This is a genomic window from Streptomyces sp. NPDC017991 (assembly GCF_044328075.1).
In the GTDB taxonomy this organism is placed as follows: domain Bacteria; phylum Actinomycetota; class Actinomycetes; order Streptomycetales; family Streptomycetaceae; genus Streptomyces.
In genome coordinates, this window is record NZ_JBIRGP010000016.1 from 209,400 (window position 1) to 229,863 (window position 20,464).

Below are 20,464 nucleotides of genomic sequence, written 5' to 3' on the forward strand. Positions count from 1 at the left end.
GGGAGCGGTCGGGACCGGGGTCGAGGCGCCCTTCGGGGTGTGGCAGAATGGTCAGCTGTACTCGCAGCCGCACAGGACCCCTCTCTCCTCCGGCTGACGCGTCCATCGGGCACTCGGGTACCGCAACCCCACGCGGCAATCTCGCCGTGCCCAACCCCGTCAAGACCAGGAGACACCACTTCCGTGGCAGTCAAGATCAAGCTGAAGCGTCTGGGCAAGATCCGCGCGCCTCACTACCGCATCGTCGTCGCCGACTCCCGTACCCGCCGTGACGGCAGGGCCATCGAGGAGATCGGCCTGTACCACCCGGTGCAGAACCCGTCGCGCATCGAGGTCGACTCCGAGCGTGCGCAGTACTGGCTGGGTGTCGGCGCGCAGCCGACCGAGCCCGTGCTCGCCATCCTCAAGCTGACCGGCGACTGGCAGAAGCACAAGGGCCTGCCGGCCCCGGCGCCGCTGCTCGTCGCCGAGCCGAAGGCCGCGCGCCCGTTGTTCGACGCCCTGGGCGGCGACGACGACAGCAAGGGCGAGGCCATCACGCAGAAGAAGAAGGCTGAGAAGAAGGACGAGGCTGCCGCCGAGTCCACGTCGACCGAGGCCTGAGCATGCTTGAGGAGGCTCTTGAGCACCTCGTGAAGGGCATCGTCGACAACCCGGACGACGTGCAGGTCGCCTCGCGCGACCTGCGCCGCGGGCGCGTTCTTGAGGTCAGGGTTCACCCCGACGACCTCGGGAAGGTGATCGGCCGCAACGGCCGCACCGCGCGCGCCCTGCGTACCGTCGTAGGCGCCATCGGCGGTCGTGGTGTCCGCGTCGACCTCGTCGACGTGGATCACGTCCGCTGACTGACGTACACGCAGCACCGGCTCGGGCCGGGGAGGGCCTCAGGGCCGTCCCCGGCCCGTAGTCGTCCACGCGGTAGAACCGTGGACACACGACAGGAGATCAAGCAAGTGCAGCTGGTAGTCGCGCGGGTGGGCCGCGCCCATGGCATCAAGGGCGAGGTCACCGTCGAGGTACGTACCGACGAGCCGGAGCTGCGGCTCGCGCCCGGTGCCGTCCTGGCCACGGACCCCGCCTCGGCCGGTCCGCTGACCATCGAGACGGGACGGGTGCACAGCGGTCGCCTCCTGCTGCGATTCGCGGGAGTACGCGACCGCAACGGCGCCGAGGCGCTGCGCAACACCCTGCTGATCGCCGACGTCGACCCGGACGAGGTGCCCGAGGACCCGGACGAGTACTACGACCACCAGCTCATGGACCTGGACGTCGTCCTGAAGGACGGCACCGAGGTCGGGCGGCTCACCGAGATCTCGCACCTGCCCTCCCAGGACCTCTTCGTGGTCGAGCGGCCCGACGGGACCGAGGTGCTGATCCCGTTCGTCGAGGAGATCGTCGTCGAGATCGACCTGGAGAAGCAGCGGGCCGTCATCGACCCGCCGCCCGGACTGATCGACGACCGCGCGGAGATCGCCTCCTCCAGGGAGGCGGACACCGGCTCCGCGGACTCCGCGGACTCCGCGGACTCCGACGGCTCCTCCGGCCCCTCCGGTGAGGCCGGCGCCTGATGCGGCTCGACGTCCTCACGATCTTCCCCGAGTACCTGGACCCCCTGAACGTCTCCCTCGTGGGGAAGGCACGCGCGCGTGGACAGCTGAATGTGCACGTGCATGATCTTCGGGAGTGGACCTACGACCGGCACAACACGGTCGACGACACCCCGTACGGCGGCGGCCCCGGCATGGTCATGAAGACCGGGCCCTGGGGCGACGCACTGGACTCCGTCCTCGCCGACGGCTACGAAACGGGCTCCCAGGGGCCCGTCCTGGTCGTCCCCACGCCCAGCGGCCGCCCTTTCACCCAGGAACTCGCAGTCGAGCTCTCCGAGCGCCCCTGGCTGGTCTTCGCACCCGCCCGCTACGAGGGCATCGACCGCCGCGTCATCGACGAGTACGCGACCCGCATGCCCGTGTACGAGGTGTCCATCGGCGACTACGTGCTGGCCGGCGGCGAGGCGGCCGTCCTGGTCGTCACGGAGGCCGTGGCCCGGCTGCTGCCCGGCGTCCTCGGCAACGCCGAGTCGCACCGGGACGACTCGTTCGCGCCGGGAGCCATGGCGAACCTCCTGGAAGGGCCGGTCTACACGAAGCCGCCCCAGTGGCGCGGCCGGGAGATCCCGGACGTGCTGGTCAGCGGCCACCACGGCAAGATCGCCCGCTGGCGCCGGGACGAGGCCCTGCGGCGTACCACCGCCAACAGACCGGACCTCGTCGAGCGCTGCGACCCCGCCGCCTTCGACAAGAAGGACCGCGAGATGCTCTCGATCCTGGGCTGGCAGCCCGGGCCCGACGGCCGATTTGGGCGCAGGCCCGACACCGTGGAAGAATAGGCCGCTGCTGTACGTCGTCCGGCGCGCGCCCCTGCCACAGGGGGACACGACGCCCGCCCCGACGAGAACAGCCCACCTTCTGGAAACACCGACTTCCGTCGATGACCTGTGGCATCGGCGAAGAAAGCAGACGATCATGTCCAACCTGCTCGCGTCCGTCGATGCCGCGTCGCTGCGCAGCGACGTCCCGGCCTTCCGCCCGGGTGACACCGTCAACGTCCACGTCCGCGTCATCGAGGGCAACCGCTCCCGTGTGCAGCAGTTCAAGGGTGTAGTCATCCGCCGCCAGGGCGCCGGTGTCCGTGAGACCTTCACGGTCCGCAAGGTCTCCTTCTCCGTCGGCGTCGAGCGCACCTTCCCCGTGCACACCCCGATCGTCGAGAAGATCGAGCTCGTCAGCCGCGGCGCCGTGCGCCGCGCGAAGCTCTACTACCTCCGTGAGCTGCGCGGCAAGGCCGCGAAGATCAAGGAGAAGCGCGACAACTGAGCTAGCGCCGGGTCCCTCGTCAGGGCCGGATAGCATCTGGCCCACATGGACGCCGAAGCACAGCACACGGAGCGCGACCGCTCCTCCCACCCCGCCGTATCCGAGGAGATCTCGGACACACAGGGGGCGGAGGGACGGTCGCGTTTCGCGTTGGTGGCCCGGGCCGCCGACCGGCTGCCGGGCGGACGGATCACCCTGACCGTGCTGTTCTGTCTGTTCTCCCTGCTGCTGCTCACCCGGTTCGTGATCCAGCCGTTCCAAATTCCCAGTGGCTCGATGGAGCCCGGATTGAGGATCGGGGACCGCGTTCTCGTAAATAAGTTGGCGTACCGTTTCGGTGCTGAGCCGAGGCGCGGTGACGTCGTCGTGTTCGACGGCACCGGTTACTTCGGCGACGCCGACTACATCAAACGTGTGGTCGGCGTGGGGGGAGACCATGTGGTCTGCTGCGACAGGCAGGGGAGGATCGAGGTGAACGGCCGCTCGGTCGACGAGTCGACGTTTCTGTACCCGGGGAACGAGCCGTCCGAAGTGTCCTTCGACGTGGCCGTCCCCGACGGCACCCTCTTCGTCCTGGGCGACCACCGCGGCGACTCCAGCGACTCCCGCGACCACCTCGGCTCTCCGGGCGGCGGCATGATCCCCGTCGACGACGTGATCGGCAGAGCCGACTGGATCGCCTGGCCGCCGAGCCACTGGACCGGTCTCGAACGGGCCGACGGCTACGCGCGCGTGCCCGCCGCCGCGGGCCCGCTCCTCCCGGCGCTCCCTCCGGCGTCCCTGTCAGGGGCGAGCGGACGGAAAGCCGTGGACGGTGTCCATGGGTAACCGCGGCAAGCCCCGCAGCACCCACAGCGCCGCGGAGGACCTCCTTCCCACCGGCTCCCGGCGCACGGGCGGCCCGGTGATGCCCGGCCGGGCCGACCGACGCAAGCTGGCCCGGCGGGTCAAGCGGCGCAGGCAGCGCTCCGCGATCAAGGAGATACCTCTTCTGATCGGTGTCGCGCTGCTCATCGCGCTCGTCCTGAAGACGTTCCTCGTCCAGGCCTTCGTGATCCCCTCGGGCTCCATGGAGCAGACGATCCGGATCGGCGACCGTGTCCTGGTCGACAAACTGACTCCGTGGTTCGGCTCGAAGCCCGAGCGCGGCGACGTCGTCGTCTTCAAGGACCCCGGCGGATGGCTGGAGGACGAACAGCCGACGGTCAAGAAGGAAGACCCCATCGTCGTCAAGCAGGTCAAGGAGGCACTGACCTTCATCGGCCTGCTGCCCTCCGACAACGACCGGGACCTGATCAAGCGGGTCGTCGCGGTCGGCGGCGACACCGTCAAGTGCTGTGACACCCAGGGCCGCGTCACCGTCAACGGCATGCCGCTCGACGAGCCCTACATCAACCCCGGGGACAAACCCTCCTCGCTGGTCTTCGAGGTCAAGGTGCCGGCGGGGCGCCTGTGGGTGATGGGCGACCACCGGTCCAACTCCGCCGACTCCCGGTTCCACCGCACCGAGAAGTACAGCGGCACCATCTCCGAGGATGTCGTGGGCCGTGCCATGGTCATCGCATGGCCCATCGGCCACTGGACTCAGCTCAAGGAACCCGACACCTACGCGTCCGTGCCCGACGTGGCCGGCGGAGCGACCACCGCACTCGACACGTCGCATAGGGTGGCCACCGCGGATCGATATGGATTGATCCCGCTCCCGACCCCTGCGGAACTCCCGCTCGTTATGGGAGTGGTGGGCCTGCGCCGTATCCGGCGCGGGCGGCGGCACGGAGTGAGGAGTGGATGTGGGGGATTTGGCGGTCGGCGCACGATCCGGACACGAGGGGCCCGAGGATCGGCCGGGACGATCCGAGGAGTCGGTCCCGCCGGCCGGCGAGGACGCCGTGGCCCCCGGAGACGCCTCCGGTGACGACAACGGCGGGGACGGGCGGAACCCCGACGGGACCGACCCGGCGCCGAAGAAGCCGCGGTCCTTCTGGAAAGAACTTCCCCTGCTCATCGGCATCGCGCTGGTTCTCGCGCTGCTGATCAAGTCCTTCCTGGTGCAGGCGTTCTCGATCCCCTCGGACTCGATGCAGAACACCCTTCAGCAGGGTGACCGCGTCCTCGTCGACAAGCTGACCCCGTGGTTCGGCTCGGAGCCCGAGCGCGGCGAGGTCGTCGTCTTCCACGACCCCGACAAGTGGCTGGCGGGCGAGCCGACGCCCAACCCGAACGCGATCCAGACGGCCCTCAGCTGGATCGGCCTGATGCCCTCCTCCGAGGAGAAGGACCTCATCAAGCGCGTCATCGGAGTCGCCGGCGACACCATCGAGTGCAAGGGCACCGGCCCGCTGAAGGTCAACGGCAAGGCGCTCAACGAGCCCTACGTGTACCCGGGGAACACGCCGTGCACCATGGACGACGCCGGCGGCCAGTTCAAGGTGAAGGTTCCCGAAGGCAAAATCTGGGTCATGGGCGACCACCGGCAGAACTCGCTGGACTCCCGCTACCACCAGCAGGACAAGCACAAGGGCTTCGTACCCGTGGACAACGCGGTGGGCCGCGCGATCGTCGTCGCCTGGCCGCCCACCCGCTGGTCGACGCTCCCGGTTCCGGACACCTTCGACCAGAACCTGACCGCCGCCGCTCCGGGTGCGCTCGGGCTCGCGGGCGCGCTGCCGCTGGTGCTGTGGCGCAGGCGTCGCCTTACCGTCGGGAACACCAGGGTTTCTGGGTCGCGTACCGCCGGGTAGGGTGCCGTCCCAGACGCCGATCTTCCGCGGTCCGACCTGGGTCGCGAGGTCGATTCTCCGAGCTGGGGAGCACTGGGATGAGCGGGACAAGTCGTACGGACGAGGGCCGCGGACGGCTCGGCAGCAAGCTGTCGGGGCTGGCCGTGGCCCTCGGCTGTGTGCTCTTTCTCGGCGGGTTCGCCTGGGGAGCGGTCGTCTACCAGCCCTACACCGTGCCGACCGACTCGATGTCGCCGACCATCGCGGGTGGCGACCGGGTGCTCGCCGAGCGGATCGACGGCTCCGACGTGCGGCGCGGAGACGTCGTCGTCTTCAAGCAGTCCACCTGGGGCAACATGCCCATGGTCAAGCGGGTCGTCGCCGTCGGCGGGGACACGGTCGCCTGCTGTACGCAGGACAAGCTGACCGTCAACGGCAAGAAGATCGAGGAACCGTATCTGCCCGAGGGGAGTGCGGCGGAGGCGTCCACGATCCCCTCCATCGAGGTACCCAGGGACCGGCTCTTCCTGCTCGGCGACGAGCGCAGCGGCTCGCTGGACTCCACCGCCCACCTGACGGAGGCCGGCAACGGCACGGTGCCGCGCAGTGCGGTCAGCGCGCGCGTCGACGCGGTGGCCTGGCCCATGAACGGCATGCTGGCCCGCCCCAGCGGCTTCGAGACGCTCGGCGGCGTCTCCGAGCCGGGGCCCCTGCGACTGGTCCTCGCGGCGGTGGTGGCGGGCGCGGTACTCGTCCTCGGCGGGGCCGCGTACGGGCCGATCGCCAACCGGTCGGGCCGTCGCCGGAGTCGTACGGGGGCGGGGGAGCGGGCCCTTGCCGGCTGACGCGTCCTCGCCGGCGGGCGGTGAGCTCGGCGAGCTGCGGAAGGTCGCCCGGGTGGTGCTGCTGGACCCGCGGGACCGCATCCTGCTGCTGCACGGGCATGAGCCCGATGACCCGTCGGACGACTGGTGGTTCACGCCCGGCGGCGGGGTGGAGGGCGACGAGACACGCGAAGAGGCCGCGCTGCGGGAAGTCGCGGAGGAGACCGGCATCACCGAGGTCGAGCTGGGTCCGGTGCTGTGGCGGCGCACCTGTTCGTTCCCGTTCGCGGGGCGTCGCTGGGACCAGGACGAGTGGTACTTCCTGGCCCGTACGACGCAGACGGCGACCGTGGCCACGGGGCTGACCGAGCTGGAACGGCGCAGTGTCGCCGGAGCGCGCTGGTGGACGTGCCGGGAACTTGCCCGGGCACATGAGACGGTGTATCCGACCAGACTCGCCGAGCTGCTGCTCAGGCTGCTCGACGAAGGGCCCCCGGCCAGGCCCGAGACCCTCGACACGGAAATCGTCTAGGGGCTCGCGGGGCTGGCGCACAATAGGGGGACGCACGGCTGAAGGGGAACATGCCATGAGCGCCGAGGACCTCGAAAAGTACGAGACCGAGATGGAGCTGAAGCTCTACCGGGAGTACCGCGATGTCGTCGGTCTGTTCAAATATGTGATCGAGACCGAACGGCGCTTCTACCTCACCAATGATTACGAGATGCAGGTGCACTCGGTTCAGGGCGAGGTGTTCTTCGAGGTGTCCATGGCGGACGCCTGGGTGTGGGACATGTACCGACCTGCTCGGTTCGTGAAGCAGGTGCGCGTCCTGACATTCAAGGACGTGAACATCGAGGAGCTGAACAAGAGCGACCTCGAACTGCCGAGCAGCTAGGAAGAGACGGTCGGGACGGCTGGACGGTCCCGGGAGTCCTACGGCGGCCGCTCGTACGGGTGACTGAGTTGTCCACAGTCGAGCGGCCGTCCACCAAGATCCAACAGCGGATCGCGATGGGCTCAGTGTTGGCGCCGGAGGTGGTGCCGACATGCAGACGTCCAAGGCATCCAAGGCGGTCAAGGTTTCCGAGGCGCCCAACGCGTCCAAGGCACGCAACGCACTCGGCAAGTACGGCGAGGACCTGGCCGCGCGGCGGCTGACCGAGGCCGGAATGACGGTCCTGCAGCGCAACTGGCGGGCGGGCCGGGCCGGCGAGATCGACATCGTGGCCCGCGACGGCGACGCGCTGGTCGTCTGCGAGGTCAAGACCCGCCGTGCGGGGTCCTTCGAGCATCCGATGGCCGCCGTGACCCCCGTCAAGGCCCAGCGCCTGCGAGGCCTCGCCGAGCGCTGGCTGCAGGAACACGGAGGGGCTCCACCCGGCGGCGTCCGTATCGACGTCGTGGGTGTCCTGCTGCCCGACCGCGGCGCCCCCGTGGTGGAGCACGTGCGAGGGGCGGCCTGATGGGCTTCGCGCGTACGTGCTCGGTGGCCCTCGTGGGCGTGGACGGTGTCGTCGTCGAGGTCCAGGCGGATCTGGAGCCCGGAGTGGCGGCGTTCACCCTGGTGGGACTGCCCGACAAGAGCCTGACGGAGAGCAAGGACCGCGTCAGGGCGGCCGTGGTCAACTCCGGCGGCGAGTGGCCGCAGAAGAAGCTCACCGTGGGCCTCAGCCCGGCCTCGGTGCCGAAGGGCGGCAGCGGCTTCGACCTCGCCATCGCCTGTGCGGCCCTCGGCGCCTCCGAGCGCATCGATCCCCGTGTGCTCGCCGACATCGTGATGATCGGAGAGCTGGGCCTGGACGGACGGGTCCGGCCCGTACGAGGTGTGCTGCCGGCCGTGCTGGCCGCCGCCGAGGCGGGATACGAACAGGTGGTGGTGCCGGAGAGCGCGGCAGCCGAGGCATCCCTGGTGCCCGGTGTCTCCGTGCTCGGTGTCCGCAGCCTTCGCCAGCTCATCGCGGTCCTCACGGACGAACCGGTGCCCGACGAGGATCCGGACGAGCAGGGCCGGACCGATCCGCTCGCGGGCCTGCGCATGCCGGGCACCGGTGCGGCCACCGGAATGCACGGCATGGGCGCCGCGCACTACGACCACGAACACGACCTCGCCGACGTCGTGGGCCAGCTCTCGGCACGGACCGCGGTGGAGGTCGCCGCGGCCGGCGGGCACCATCTGTTCCTGGAAGGGCCGCCGGGAGCGGGCAAGACCATGCTCGCCGAGCGGCTGCCCGCCATCCTGCCGCGGCTCGCCCGCAGCGAGTCCCTGGAGGTCACGGCCGTCCACTCGGTCGCCGGTCTGCTGCCACCCGGCAAGCCCCTGGTCGACGTCGCCCCCTACTGCGCCCCGCACCACTCGGCCACCATGCAGGCTCTGGTCGGGGGCGGCCAGGGGGTGGCACGGCCGGGCGCGGTGTCGCTCGCCCACCGGGGCGTCCTGTTCTTGGACGAGACACCCGAGTTCAGCAGCCGGGCCCTCGACGCACTGCGCCAGCCCCTGGAGTCCGGGCATGTGGTGATCGCGCGCAGTGCGGGTGTGGTGCGCTTCCCGGCACGGTTCCTGATGGTGCTCGCGGCCAATCCCTGTCCCTGCGGCCGCTTCTCGCAGCGGGACACCCTGTGCGAATGCTCGCCCTCCACGATCCGCCGCTACCAGGGCCGGCTCTCCGGACCACTGCTCGACCGCGTAGACCTGAGGGTCGAGGTGGACCGCGTCACCCGTTCCCAGCTGACGGAGCGGGGCGCCCGGGGCGAGACCACCGAGACGGTCGCCGACCGGGTCCGGGAGGCCAGGGCGAGGGCCGCCGTACGCCTGGCGGACACCCCCTGGCGCACGAACAGCGAGGTACCGGGCCGCGAGCTCCGCAGCCGGTGGTACGCGTCCCCGGGCGCCATGGACGACGCGGAGCGCAGCCTGGAGCGCGGTGTGCTCACCGCCCGGGGACTCGACCGTGTACTGCGGGTCGCCTGGACCGTCGCGGATCTCGCCGGCCGTGACCGGCCCGGGGTGGCGGACGTGACCCTCGCACTGCAACTGCGCACCGGGGTTCCCCGGGGGGTGCCGATGGCGATCGGGGCCTCCCGGTGAGCGGGGACGGTGAGCGGTTCCACCGGGCTTTCCTCGCACGGGTCGTCGAACCGGGGGACGAGGTGTGCGGGCGATGGCTCCGTGAGTGCGGAGCGGGGGAGGTGGTGCGCCGCCTCGCCGGGGACGGGCAGCAACTGCCGGGGGTGACGGATGCGAGATGGGCGGGCCTGCGGGCCCGGGCCGCGCGGGCGGATCCGGAGCGGGACCTCGCGGTGGCGCGGGACAGCGGGACACGGTTCGTCTGCCCCGGCGATCCGGAGTGGCCCGCGCAACTGGACGACCTGGGGGACGCGAGGCCTGTCGGGCTGTGGGTGCGGGGGCTGCCCAGTCTGCGGATGTGGGCGCTGCGCTCCGTCGCCGTGGTGGGGGCACGGGCCTGTACCGAGTACGGCGCCCACATGGCGTCGGCGCTCGGCGCGGGGCTCGCGGAGCGGGGGTGGGTCGTGGTGTCTGGAGGCGCCTACGGCGTGGACGGCGCGACGCACCGGGGCGCTCTCGGGGCGGGCGGCGCCACCGTCGCAGTGCTCGCCTGCGGGGTCGACCGGCCCTATCCGCCCGGGCACACACAGTTGATCACCAGGATCGCCGAACAGGGTCTCGTGGTGGGGGAGTTGCCGCCCGGTGACCATCCGACCCCGAGCCGGTTCATCCTGCGGAACCGGGTCATCGCGGCGTTGACGCGCGGCACGGTGGTCGTCGAGGCGGCGTACCGGAGCGGTGCGTTGGCGACCGCCCGGGCCGCCCAGCGGCTGGGCAGATTCACGATGGGAGTGCCGGGGCCGGTCACCAGCGGCCTCTCGGCGGGTGTGCACGAACTCCTGCGCGGGGACGCGGTGCTGGTCACCGACGCCGCGGAAGTGGCCGAGCTCATCGGTGACATGGGCGAGCTGGCCCCGGACCGGCGTGGACCGGTGCTCCCGCGCGACCTTCTGGACCCGGATGCCGCCCGGGTGCTGGCCGCGCTGCCGGCCCGGGAGGCGGCGTCGCGGCAGGAGATCGCCAGGGACGCCGGGACGACCGAGGACGACGTGGTCGCGAGACTGTACGAACTCCGCTCACTTGGCTTCGTCGAACGACACGGCGACGGCTGGAAGTTGACACGCCAGGCCGCTCTGTCCATCGGCAGGGATCGGGGGTGACGCTGACCGAGAGTGTTCGGCCGTCCGGGCGACGCCCCGAAGCCCCTGGGGTTTCCCGTAGTTGATGCCCTACAGCTGTCACGTACGGCGACGGCCACACCTCCGTGGGACGTCCAGCGGAACGTATCTGCGCACGGTGAGTCCACCACTGTTCGCGCACTGCGACTCTCCAGTCACGCTACGCTCACATGGATTCCGACTCAGACAGGCAACTCGACATCAGACCGACAGCTCACGCAGTTACCCACAGTTCACTGCAGAACGGCACAAGGCGACGCATGCCCCAGCACACCTCCGGGTCCGACCGGGCGGCGGTTCCCCCCGCCGCCCGTGACGGCGGCGTGCGGCCGCCCGCCCCCTCGACGCTCGACGAGCTGTGGAGGTCGTACAAGACCACGGGCGACGGGCGGCTGCGCGAGCAGCTGATCCTGCACTACTCGCCGCTGGTGAAGTACGTCGCCGGCCGGGTGAGTGTGGGGCTGCCCCCCAATGTGGAGCAGGCGGACTTCGTCTCGTCGGGCGTGTTCGGGCTGATCGACGCGATCGAGAAGTTCGACATCGAGCGGGAGATCAAGTTCGAGACGTACGCGATCACGCGGATCCGGGGCGCGATGATCGACGAACTGCGGGCTCTGGACTGGATCCCCCGGTCCGTGCGGCAGAAGGCGCGCAATGTCGAACGGGCCTACGCGACGCTGGAGGCGCGGTTGCGGCGTACGCCGTCGGAGTGCGAGGTGGCCGCCGAGATGGGGATCGCGGTCGACGAACTGCACGCGGTGTTCGGCCAGTTGTCGCTGGCCAACGTCGTGGCCCTGGAGGAGCTGCTGCATGTCGGCGGTGAGGGCGGCAACCGGCTGAGCCTGATGGACACGCTTGAGGACACCGCGGCCGACAACCCGGTGGAGGTCGCGGAGGACCGTGAGCTGCGGCGTTTCCTGGCGCGGGCCATCAACACGCTGCCCGGGCGGGAGAAGACCGTGGTGACCCTCTACTACTACGAGGGCCTCACGCTCGCCGAGATCGGCAATGTGCTCGGGGTGACGGAGAGCCGCGTCAGTCAGATCCACACCAAGTCCGTGCTCCAGCTCCGGGCGAAGCTGGCGAGCTTCGGGCGCTGACCCCGCCGTCGGCTGGTCCCGCCGTCCCGACGCTCGCGCTGACCTCCCTGAATCGTCCCTCGCCGGGGCTTCTCACGGACGGACGGGAGCCGTGCCGGTCGGGCGGCCGGGGCGGGAGGAATCCCTTCGGTGCGGTGTCGCTGATCGGAGACCGATAGAGGTGCTCACGGGCGAGAGTCTCCCGCCCCGGGCGGAGCGTCCGTAAAGTGGGGGCGTGCCAAGGATTCGAGCGGCCTCCGTGGCCGAGCACCGGTCGATGCAGCGAGCCGCCCTGCTGGACGCGGCGCGGTCCCTGCTGTCCGAGGGAGGGACGGAGGCCCTGACGTTCCCGGCGCTCGCCGAGCGGACGGGTCTCGCGCGGTCCTCCGTGTACGAGTACTTCCGTTCCCGCGCGGCGGTGGTCGAAGAGCTCTGCGAGGTCGACTTCCCGCTCTGGGCCGCCGAGGTCGAAACCGCGATGTCGCTGGCCGGGACACCCGAGGGCAAGGTCGAGGCGTACGTCCGCCGGCAGCTCGCCCTGGTGGGGGACCGGCGGCACCGGGCCGTCGTGGCGATCTCCGCGAGTGAACTCGACGCCGGAGCGCGCGAGAAGATCCGCGCCGCGCACGGGGGGCTCGTCGCGATGATCGTGGAGGCGCTGCGGGACATGGGGCACGAGCAGCCCCGGATGGCCGCGATGCTTCTTCAGGGGATCGCGGACGCTGCGGTGCGGAGGATCGAGATCGGTGCGGCCGAGGAACCCGGGGTGATCACCGAGGCCGCCGTAGCGATGGCTCTGCGGGGCGTGCGGGGCTGACGGCGGCTGCGTCACGTCGGTGCCGCTCCTCTGCCTGCTCCCGGCACGGCATCCGGCTCCGGTTGCGGGACCCCCGTGACCGGCAGCAGTCGTGACGGACCCCTGGTCAGCAGCCATGGGGGCAGCAGGGACAGCGGATCCAGGTAGGTCTCCCCGCGGCGCAGGCCCCAGTGGAGGCACGACATCGGGCAGTGGGACGCCGGCAGCTCCAGTACGCCCACCACCTCGCCCGCGGCCACCTCGGTGCCCTTCTTCAGCGTCGCGGCCACCGGCTCGTACGTCGTGCGCAGGGGTGGGGCGCCGGTGCCGGTCAGCTCGACCGAGACGACCCCGCGGCCCGCGACCCGGCCGGCGAAGGAGATGCGGCCGGGCGCGACGGCCCGGACCGGGGTGCCGGGAGCCGCGGTGAGATCGACGCCCCGGTGACCCCGGCCGTAGACGGTCGCCGGCGGTTCCCAGCCACGCGTCACCGGCGGGCGCGACCCCACCGGCCAGGCGCGGCCGACGGCGGGGACCGGCGGGTCCGCACCACTGGGACTCCCGCCGGAACTCCCACCGGCACCCGTGCCGGGCTCGCCGACCCCGGCGACGGCCGCGGGGCCGCCGCCGAGGACCAGGCCCAGCAGGAGGCCGAGCACCAGCACGGCGGTCACTGTCGGGGCAGGCCGCGACGCCGGACGCGTACGAAGGAAATGGTCTGCTCGCATGCGAGAACCGTGCCGCGAACGGCAGGAAAAAAGGGATCATGGCCGGGATCTGTGGAGTACCCGTCGGTTGTGGACAGCGGCGTCACCCGGCACCCCGCGGGTCCCGTACACTTCTTGTGGCGATCCGGGTCACCGGGTCGACTTCGCACGCCCCGACATCAGGCCGTCAAACAGCCGATGTCAGCGCCCCTCGGTCCCTCGTGGCAAGGCGCAATGCGGGCGTCAGGCGCGACCGCCGTCCGGCGGACGCGGCACAACCGAGAACACCAAGGAGTACGGCCATGGCCGTCGTCACGATGCGGGAGCTGCTGGAAAGCGGCGTCCACTTCGGTCACCAGACCCGTCGCTGGAACCCGAAGATGAAGCGCTTCATCTTCACCGAGCGCAACGGTATCTACATCATCGACCTGCTCCAGTCGCTGTCGTACATCGACCGCGCCTACGAGTTCGTCAAGGAGACCGTCGCCCACGGCGGCACGGTCATGTTCGTCGGCACGAAGAAGCAGGCGCAGGAGGCCATCGCCGAGCAGGCGACCCGCGTCGGCATGCCCTACGTGAACCAGCGCTGGCTGGGCGGCATGCTCACCAACTTCTCGACCGTCTACAAGCGTCTGCAGCGCCTCAAGGAGCTTGAGCAGATCGACTTCGAGGATGTGGCCGCGTCCGGCCTCACCAAGAAGGAGCTGCTCGTCCTCTCCCGCGAGAAGGCCAAGCTGGAGAAGACCCTCGGCGGTATCCGCGAGATGTCCAAGGTGCCCAGCGCCGTCTGGATCGTGGACACCAAGAAGGAGCACATCGCGGTCGGTGAGGCCCGGAAGCTCAACATCCCGGTCGTCGCCATCCTCGACACCAACTGCGACCCCGACGAGGTCGACTACAAGATCCCGGGCAACGACGACGCGATCCGCTCCGTCACCCTGCTCACCCGCGTGATCGCCGACGCCGTCGCCGAGGGCCTCATCTCCCGTTCCGGTGCCGGCAAGGCCGCCGAGGGTGACAAGGCCGCGGGCGAGCCGCTCGCCGCGTGGGAGCGCGACCTGCTTGAGGGCGGCGAGAAGAAGGCCGACGAGACCGCCGCCGAGGCGCCCGCCGCCGACGCTCCGGCCGCTGACGCCGAGGCCCCCGCCGCCGAGGCTCCGGCCGAGGCCGAGGCCGCTGTCGAGGCGCCCGCAGCCGAGGCCCCCGCCACGGAGGCTCCGGCCGCTGACGCCGAGGCCCCCGCCGAGGCCGAGGCTGAGAAGCCGGCCGCGGCCGAGCAGGCCTGACGATCCAGCGTCACGGTTGAGTGAGGGCGGGCGGCGCCTGGTGCGTCGCCCGCCGTTCACCCCCAGCCCGTAGATCTTCGGTGGACGCCCGCCCGATCAGCGGCGGACGCCGACTCCGAGACTTCGAACTCCGAGAAGAGATTCACAGATCATGGCGAACTACACCGCCGCCGACGTCAAGAAGCTCCGTGAGCTCACGGGCGCCGGCATGATGGACTGCAAGAAGGCGCTGGACGAGGCCGACGGCAACGTCGACAAGGCCGTCGAGGCGCTGCGCATCAAGGGCCAGAAGGGCGTCGCCAAGCGCGAGGGCCGCTCCGCCGAGAACGGCGCCGTGGTTTCCATCATCGCCGACGACAACACCTCCGGTGTCCTGGTCGAGCTGAAGTGCGAGACGGACTTCGTCGCCAAGGGCGAGAAGTTCCAGGCCGTCGCCAACCAGATCGCCGAGCACGCCGCCGCGACCTCCCCGGCCGACATCCAGGCGCTCCTCGCCTCGGAGATCGAGTCCGGCAAGACGGTCCAGGCGTTCGTCGACGAGGCCAACGCGAACCTGGGCGAGAAGATCGTCCTGGACCGCTTCGCCCAGTTCTCCGGCGCCTACGTGACCGCGTACATGCACCGCACCATGCCCGATCTGCCCCCGCAGATCGGTGTCCTGGTCGAGCTGGACAAGGCCGACGCCGGCCTTGCCAAGGGCATCGCGCAGCACATCGCCGCCTTCGCGCCGAAGTACCTCTCCCGTGAGGACGTTCCGGCCGAGGTCGTCGAGTCCGAGCGCCGTGTCGCCGAGGAGACCACGCGCGCCGAGGGCAAGCCCGAGGCCGCGCTCCCGAAGATCGTCGAGGGTCGCGTCAACGGCTTCTTCAAGGAGGCCACCCTCCTCGGTCAGCCGTACGCGCTCGACAACAAGAAGTCCGTCCAGAAGGTCCTGGACGAGGCCGGTGTCACCCTGAAGCGCTTCTCGCGCATCAAGGTCGGCATCTGAGTCCGCACCGCGATCGACGCGCGATCCCGCTAGGGTCGACAGCAGTCGTCCGTGTCGGTCGCGCAGACCGTCACGCGCGGGCGTGAACGGACGACAGCAGATCTGACGAGGAGGCCATTGCCGCGCATGGGATGCGAACAACACCCCACCGGCAGTGGCCTTCTTCGTATGTGCGACCCGTATGTGCGACACGTAGAAGAGGCGAGATCTCCATGACCACCACCCAGGCCGCCGACAAGGACGAGAAGAACGACACCGGCAAGGGCTCCGGCCGCTTTCTGCTGAAGCTTTCCGGTGAGGCGTTCGCCGGTGGCGGAGCGCTCGGCGTCGACCCCGACGTGGTGCACAAGATGGCCCGGGAGATCGCCGCGGTGGTCCGCGGTGGTGCCCAGATCGCCGTCGTCATCGGGGGCGGCAACTTCTTCCGCGGGGCCGAACTCCAGCAGCGCGGCATGGACCGGGCCCGCTCCGACTACATGGGCATGCTCGGCACCGTCATGAACTGCCTGGCCCTCCAGGACTTCCTGGAGAAGGAGGGCATCGACTCGCGCGTGCAGACCGCCATCACCATGGGGCAGGTCGCCGAGCCGTACATCCCGCTGCGAGCCGTGCGGCACCTGGAGAAGGGCCGTGTGGTCATCTTCGGCGCCGGGATGGGCATGCCGTACTTCTCCACGGACACCACCGCCGCCCAGCGCGCTCTGGAGATCGACGCCGAAGCGCTGCTGATGGGCAAGAACGGTGTGGACGGGGTCTACGACTCCGACCCCAAGACCAACCCCGAAGCGGTCAAGTTCGACGCGCTCAGCTACGGCGAGGTCATCACCCGCGACCTGAAGGTCGCCGACATGACCGCGATCACGCTGTGCCGCGACAACAAGCTCCCCATTCTCGTCTTCGAGCTTCTCGCCGAGGGCAATATCGCTCGGGCGGTCAAGGGTGAGAAGATCGGCACGCTTGTGGGTGACCAGGGCAGTCGGGCCTGACCGGGGGATGGACAATGTCCCGCCGGTCGGGAACCGTTCAGGAACAAGACGCGACGCAGCCGGCCGCCTAACCGCCAGGGAACCGCAGCCGGGCCTACTCAAGACACGCAGGAGCAAGTGGTGATCGAAGAGACCCTCCTCGAAGCCGAGGAGAAGATGGAGAAGGCCGTCGTGGTCGCCAAGGAGGACTTCGCCGCGATCCGCACAGGCCGTGCGCACCCGGCGATGTTCAACAAGATCGTGGCGGACTACTACGGCGCGTTGACCCCGATCAACCAGCTGGCCTCGTTCTCGGTGCCCGAGCCGCGCATGGCCGTGGTGACCCCGTTCGACAAGAGCGCGATGCGCAACATCGAGCAGGCGATCCGCGACTCCGACCTCGGCGTCAACCCGAGCAACGACGGCAACATCATCCGGGTGGTGTTCCCCGAGCTCACCGAGGAGCGCCGCAAGGACTACATCAAGGTGGCCCGCACCAAGGCCGAGGACTCCAAGATCTCGATCCGTTCCGTCCGCCGCAAGGCCAAGGACGGCATCGACAAGATGATCAAGGACGGCGAGGTCGGCGAGGACGAGGGCCGCCGTGCGGAGAAGGAGCTCGACGACACCACCGCGAAGTACGTCGCGCAGGTGGACGAGCTGCTCAAGCACAAGGAAGCAGAGCTGCTCGAAGTCTGATGAACGACTCTTCCTGGGGGGCGCCGCCACAAGCCGGGTACTGGGGGCCGTCCGACCAGGGGCCTGTCCAGGGGGCTGCCCCGGCGGGTCCCGCGTACGATGCGCACCACGCGCAGCAGACTCGCCCCATGCCCATCGTGCCCGACGTACCCGCGCATGGCGGAGACCAGGATGACGACCGGGGGGCCGCTCGGACGGGCGGCCCCCTGTTCCGCGACGAGACGCCACCGCCGTCGACGCCGCCCCCGTCCCAGGCTTCGTCGCAGCACCCGCTGAATCCGCAGGAGCCCATGACCAGCGCCGCACAACCCGCCTCCGCGCCGCAGAAGAAGAACGCGGGGCGCGACCTGGGTGCTGCCATAGGGGTCGGTGTCGGGCTCGGCGTGGTGATCGTCGCGTCGCTCTTCGTCGTCAAGGCCGCCTTCGTCGGCGTCATAACGGTCGCTGTCGTGGTCGGTCTGTGGGAACTCACGTCGAGACTCGCGGAGCGCAAGGACATCAAGGCGCCGCTCGTGCCGCTGGCGCTGGGCGGTGCGGCGATGGTCGTCGCCGGTTACGTCCGCGGGCCCGAGGGCGCCTGGGTGGCCATGGCGCTCACCGCGCTCGCGGTCCTGGTCTGGCGGATGACGGAACCGCCCGAGGGGTACCTCAAGGACGTCACCGCGGGGGTCTTCGCGGCCTTCTACATCCCGTTCCTCGCCACCTTCGTGGCGATGATGCTCACCGCGGACGACGGCGCGAAGCGGGTCCTCACGTTCCTGCTGCTCGCCGTGGTCAGCGACACGGGCGCGTACGCCGTCGGCTGGCGCTTCGGCCGGCACAAGCTCGCGCCGCGCATCAGCCCCGGCAAGACCCGCGAGGGCCTGCTCGGCGCGATCGCCTTCGCCATGGTGGCGGGCGCGCTGTGCATGCAGTTCCTGATCGACGGCGGCACCTGGTGGCAGGGTCTGATCCTCGGTTTCGCGGTCGCGGGCAGCGCCACGCTCGGCGACCTCGGCGAGTCGATGATCAAGCGGGACCTGGGCATCAAGGACATGGGCACCCTGCTCCCGGGCCACGGCGGGATCATGGACCGACTGGACTCGCTGCTGCCCACCGCCCCCGTGGTGTGGCTGCTGCTGGTGCTCTTCGTCGGATCGGTCTGACCGGACCGAGCGCGGCGTCACCGGACCGGGCCGACCGGACCGAGCGCCGCGTCACTCACGGACCCCCGGCCGATCACGGTTGGGGGTCTTCGGCGTCCTGGCCCGCCGCGGAGTACTCGTGCGGCCGGCCACCCTGCCACTTCACCCACCGCGGGTCGTCCAGCAGCTCCCAGGCGTCGTCCGGCAGCCCCGCCCGGCGCAGGAACTCGACCAGGTCGGTGTCGCTGTGGGCGAGGCCGAAGACCTGGCCGTGGATGGTGACCCGGCGCCCGCGGGCGCCCGTCATGCGGTGCACGACGATGGGCGCCGCGTTCGTCCCGCTGATGTTCTCGTCCTGCGACCGTTCGCCGTTCACAGCACACCCAGATCGTTGTCGGGCCGGCAGTAGGGGCACGCGGTGATGCCGTCCTCCGTGAGAGCCCGGAGCGCCTGCTCGCGGGGCAGCGGTTTGGTGTTCTTGCCGGCCATGCCGCAGTCGCTCGTATGGACGGCGTCGGGGGTGGGTCTGCCACCCGCTCTTCGCAACGCGAGCTTCCAGCCGGGTGTGGGTGGGGACAGTGTGCGCGCGGCACGGGCAGTGGTCGCCTCCTGACGTTCGAGCTCGGCGATGGTGTCGTCCGTGCGGCGCAACTGCCAGGCCAGCCATTCGCGGACGCTGCGCAGGCGATCCAGACGAGACACTTTATCGGACACGCGTTCGATTCTAGGTCCAAGTGTGGCCTAGATGGCAACGCCGCCGGCGGAAGAGGCCCACAAAACCGTGAGGCGACCGCCTCGCGCGACCGCCTTGTGCGACCGCACACCGCCGGGATCCGGCGGCTCAGGTCACACGAAACGATCTGCGACACTGGTACAGCCATGCCTAAGCCCGGAGAACTCACATTCGTCGCCCCCCGCGGAGCCAAGAAGCCGCCGCGGCACCTTGCCGATCTCACGCCCGCCGAGCGTAAAGAAGCTGTTGCCGCGGTCGGTGAGAAGCCGTTTCGTGCCAAACAGCTCTCGCAGCACTACTTCGCGCGGTTCGCGCACGACCCCGAGCAGTGGACCGACATCCCTGCCGGTTCGCGCGCCAAGCTGCAGGAAGCCCTGCTGCCCGAGCTGATGACGGTCGTGCGGCATCTGTCCACCGACGACGACACCACCCGCAAGACCCTCTGGCGGCTCTTCGACGGCACGCTCGTCGAGTCCGTGCTGATGCGCTACCCGGACCGGGTCACCATGTGCATCAGCTCACAGGCCGGCTGCGGGATGAACTGCCCGTTCTGCGCGACGGGACAGGCCGGTCTCGACCGGAACCTGTCGACCGGCGAGATCGTGCACCAGATCGTCGACGGCATGCGGGCGCTGCGCGACGGGGAGATCCCCGGCGGCCCGGCGCGGCTCAGCAACATCGTCTTCATGGGCATGGGCGAGCCGCTCGCCAACTACAAGCGGGTCGTCCAGTCCATCCGGGCCCTCACCGACCCGGAGCCGGACGGGCTCGGGCTCTCGCAGCGTGGGATCACCGTCTCGACCGTCGGTCTCGTCCCCGCCATCAACCGGTTCGCCGACGAGGGCTTCAAGTGCCGTCTCGCCATCTCCCTGCACGCACCGGACGACGAGCTGCGCGACACCCTCGTACCGGTCAACACGCGGTGGAAGGTACGGGAGGTGCTGGACGCGGGCTGGGAGTACGCGGCCAGGTCGGGGCGCCGGCTCTCCATCGAGTACGCGCTCATCCGGGACATCAACGACCAGGCGTGGCGCGGTGACCGGCTCGGGCGGATGCTCAAGGGCAAGCCGGTGCATGTGAACCTGATCCCGCTGAACCCGACGCCCGGTTCCAAGTGGACCGCCTCGCGGCCCGAGGACGAGAAGGCGTTCGTCGAGGCGATCGCCGCCCATGGTGTGCCCGTCACCGTCCGGGACACCCGTGGCCAGGAGATCGACGGGGCGTGCGGACAGCTCGCGGCCACCGAGCGGTAGTCTGGCGCATACGTACGTACATCTTCATATTCCGACAGGGGAGCGCCACAGCGCTGAGAGTGCGGGACAGCCCGCAGACCCTCTGAACCTCGCCCAGGTCATTCTGGGTAGGAAGTTCGGTCACTACTCAAGCTGTTGCGCCCTGCCCGGGATCCGACCGAGGTCCCGGGC

At 70.1% G+C, this 20,464-nt stretch carries 25 protein-coding genes and 1 riboswitch; of the genes, 22 read left to right on the forward strand and 3 right to left on the reverse strand.

Annotated elements, in window-relative coordinates; genetic code table 11:
• Positions 1–183 precede the first annotated feature (183 nt).
• From rpsP to ACH4DZ_RS37895, 16 genes are all read left to right on the forward strand, one after another.
• Positions 184–603, forward strand: coding sequence for a 30S ribosomal protein S16 (gene rpsP / locus ACH4DZ_RS37820; RefSeq protein WP_398293104.1), 420 nt, complete (start codon positions 184–186; stop codon positions 601–603).
• 2 nt (positions 604–605) lie between these two features.
• On the forward strand, positions 606–845 hold the full coding sequence (locus tag ACH4DZ_RS37825) for an RNA-binding protein (protein ID WP_005479813.1): 240 nt from the start codon (positions 606–608) through the stop codon (positions 843–845).
• 108 nt (positions 846–953) lie between these two features.
• Positions 954–1,568, forward strand: coding sequence for a ribosome maturation factor RimM (gene rimM, locus ACH4DZ_RS37830; protein WP_398293106.1), 615 nt, complete (start codon positions 954–956; stop codon positions 1,566–1,568).
• Complete coding sequence (gene trmD / locus ACH4DZ_RS37835) at positions 1,568–2,389, forward strand: tRNA (guanosine(37)-N1)-methyltransferase TrmD (protein ID WP_398293108.1); 822 nt, start codon at positions 1,568–1,570, stop codon at positions 2,387–2,389. Before rimM ends, trmD begins: the two co-directional genes overlap by 1 nt.
• A gap of 136 nt (positions 2,390–2,525) precedes the next feature.
• On the forward strand, positions 2,526–2,876 hold the full coding sequence (gene rplS / locus ACH4DZ_RS37840; protein ID WP_107021806.1) for a 50S ribosomal protein L19: 351 nt from the start codon (positions 2,526–2,528) through the stop codon (positions 2,874–2,876).
• Positions 2,877–2,921: 45 nt separating this feature from the next.
• Positions 2,922–3,704, forward strand: a complete 783-nt coding sequence (gene lepB / locus ACH4DZ_RS37845) for a signal peptidase I (protein ID WP_398293110.1) — start codon at positions 2,922–2,924, stop codon at positions 3,702–3,704.
• Positions 3,697–4,791, forward strand: coding sequence for a signal peptidase I (lepB, locus tag ACH4DZ_RS37850; protein ID WP_398293321.1), 1,095 nt, complete (start codon positions 3,697–3,699; stop codon positions 4,789–4,791). Before lepB (ACH4DZ_RS37845) ends, lepB (ACH4DZ_RS37850) begins: the two co-directional genes overlap by 8 nt.
• Positions 4,676–5,617, forward strand: a complete 942-nt coding sequence (gene lepB / locus ACH4DZ_RS37855) for a signal peptidase I (RefSeq protein ID WP_398293323.1) — start codon at positions 4,676–4,678, stop codon at positions 5,615–5,617. Before lepB (ACH4DZ_RS37850) ends, lepB (ACH4DZ_RS37855) begins: the two co-directional genes overlap by 116 nt.
• Positions 5,618–5,694: 77 nt before the next feature.
• A complete protein-coding gene (gene lepB / locus ACH4DZ_RS37860; protein WP_398293112.1) occupies positions 5,695–6,441 on the forward strand; it encodes a signal peptidase I in 747 nt (248 codons plus the stop codon).
• Positions 6,431–6,952 (forward strand): NUDIX hydrolase, encoded by a 522-nt coding sequence (locus ACH4DZ_RS37865; protein ID WP_398293114.1) that lies wholly within the window; start codon positions 6,431–6,433, stop codon positions 6,950–6,952. Before lepB (ACH4DZ_RS37860) ends, ACH4DZ_RS37865 begins: the two co-directional genes overlap by 11 nt.
• Before the next feature lie 55 nt (positions 6,953–7,007).
• Positions 7,008–7,316, forward strand: a complete 309-nt coding sequence (locus ACH4DZ_RS37870) for a DUF2469 domain-containing protein (RefSeq protein ID WP_055510545.1) — start codon at positions 7,008–7,010, stop codon at positions 7,314–7,316.
• 151 nt (positions 7,317–7,467) lie between these two features.
• Positions 7,468–7,884: a YraN family protein gene (locus ACH4DZ_RS37875; protein ID WP_398293116.1), complete on the forward strand. Its 417-nt coding sequence runs from the start codon at positions 7,468–7,470 to the stop codon at positions 7,882–7,884.
• The gene (locus ACH4DZ_RS37880; RefSeq protein WP_398293118.1) at positions 7,884–9,506 is read left to right on the forward strand and encodes a YifB family Mg chelatase-like AAA ATPase; all 1,623 of its coding nucleotides are present in this window, start codon (positions 7,884–7,886) and stop codon (positions 9,504–9,506) included. The genes ACH4DZ_RS37875 and ACH4DZ_RS37880 overlap by 1 nt, the downstream gene beginning before the upstream one ends.
• The gene (gene dprA, locus ACH4DZ_RS37885; RefSeq protein ID WP_398293120.1) at positions 9,503–10,645 is read left to right on the forward strand and encodes a DNA-processing protein DprA; all 1,143 of its coding nucleotides are present in this window, start codon (positions 9,503–9,505) and stop codon (positions 10,643–10,645) included. The genes ACH4DZ_RS37880 and dprA overlap by 4 nt, the downstream gene beginning before the upstream one ends.
• Positions 10,646–10,923: 278 nt before the next feature.
• On the forward strand, positions 10,924–11,763 hold the full coding sequence (gene whiG, locus ACH4DZ_RS37890; protein ID WP_398293122.1) for an RNA polymerase sigma factor WhiG: 840 nt from the start codon (positions 10,924–10,926) through the stop codon (positions 11,761–11,763).
• Between the two features lie 238 nt (positions 11,764–12,001).
• On the forward strand, positions 12,002–12,559 hold the full coding sequence (locus ACH4DZ_RS37895) for a TetR/AcrR family transcriptional regulator (RefSeq protein ID WP_398293325.1): 558 nt from the start codon (positions 12,002–12,004) through the stop codon (positions 12,557–12,559).
• A gap of 11 nt (positions 12,560–12,570) precedes the next feature.
• Here the strand turns inward: ACH4DZ_RS37895 and ACH4DZ_RS37900 are convergent, their stop codons facing one another.
• On the reverse strand, positions 12,571–13,266 hold the full coding sequence (locus tag ACH4DZ_RS37900) for a peptidoglycan DD-metalloendopeptidase family protein (RefSeq protein WP_398293124.1): 696 nt from the start codon (positions 13,264–13,266) through the stop codon (positions 12,571–12,573).
• A gap of 281 nt (positions 13,267–13,547) precedes the next feature.
• Between ACH4DZ_RS37900 and rpsB the strand changes: the two genes are divergently transcribed.
• The 5 genes from rpsB to ACH4DZ_RS37925 all read left to right on the forward strand — a co-directional run bounded on the left by rpsB (position 13,548) and on the right by ACH4DZ_RS37925 (position 18,328).
• Entirely contained in the window at positions 13,548–14,531 is a 984-nt protein-coding gene (gene rpsB, locus ACH4DZ_RS37905; protein WP_398293126.1) for a 30S ribosomal protein S2, read from the forward strand.
• A 151-nt stretch (positions 14,532–14,682) separates the two neighbouring features.
• On the forward strand, positions 14,683–15,519 hold the full coding sequence (gene tsf, locus ACH4DZ_RS37910) for a translation elongation factor Ts (protein WP_398293128.1): 837 nt from the start codon (positions 14,683–14,685) through the stop codon (positions 15,517–15,519).
• A 212-nt stretch (positions 15,520–15,731) separates the two neighbouring features.
• The gene (gene pyrH / locus ACH4DZ_RS37915; RefSeq protein WP_398293130.1) at positions 15,732–16,505 is read left to right on the forward strand and encodes a UMP kinase; all 774 of its coding nucleotides are present in this window, start codon (positions 15,732–15,734) and stop codon (positions 16,503–16,505) included.
• Positions 16,506–16,625: 120 nt separating this feature from the next.
• Positions 16,626–17,183 (forward strand): ribosome recycling factor, encoded by a 558-nt coding sequence (gene frr, locus ACH4DZ_RS37920; protein WP_107021830.1) that lies wholly within the window; start codon positions 16,626–16,628, stop codon positions 17,181–17,183.
• A complete protein-coding gene (locus ACH4DZ_RS37925; RefSeq protein WP_398293132.1) occupies positions 17,183–18,328 on the forward strand; it encodes a phosphatidate cytidylyltransferase in 1,146 nt (381 codons plus the stop codon). The genes frr and ACH4DZ_RS37925 overlap by 1 nt, the downstream gene beginning before the upstream one ends.
• A gap of 73 nt (positions 18,329–18,401) precedes the next feature.
• Here the strand turns inward: ACH4DZ_RS37925 and ACH4DZ_RS37930 are convergent, their stop codons facing one another.
• Positions 18,402–18,614: a hypothetical protein gene (locus ACH4DZ_RS37930; protein ID WP_398293327.1), complete on the reverse strand. Its 213-nt coding sequence runs from the start codon at positions 18,612–18,614 to the stop codon at positions 18,402–18,404.
• A 65-nt stretch (positions 18,615–18,679) separates the two neighbouring features.
• Entirely contained in the window at positions 18,680–19,021 is a 342-nt protein-coding gene (locus ACH4DZ_RS37935) for a DUF6233 domain-containing protein (RefSeq protein ID WP_398293135.1), read from the reverse strand.
• A gap of 165 nt (positions 19,022–19,186) precedes the next feature.
• Here ACH4DZ_RS37935 and rlmN point away from each other — a divergent pair, with 165 nt between their 5' ends.
• On the forward strand, positions 19,187–20,293 hold the full coding sequence (gene rlmN, locus ACH4DZ_RS37940) for a 23S rRNA (adenine(2503)-C(2))-methyltransferase RlmN (RefSeq protein WP_210889466.1): 1,107 nt from the start codon (positions 19,187–19,189) through the stop codon (positions 20,291–20,293).
• A 26-nt stretch (positions 20,294–20,319) separates the two neighbouring features.
• Positions 20,320–20,425: riboswitch (TPP riboswitch) on the forward strand.
• Positions 20,426–20,464: the final 39 nt, after the last annotated feature.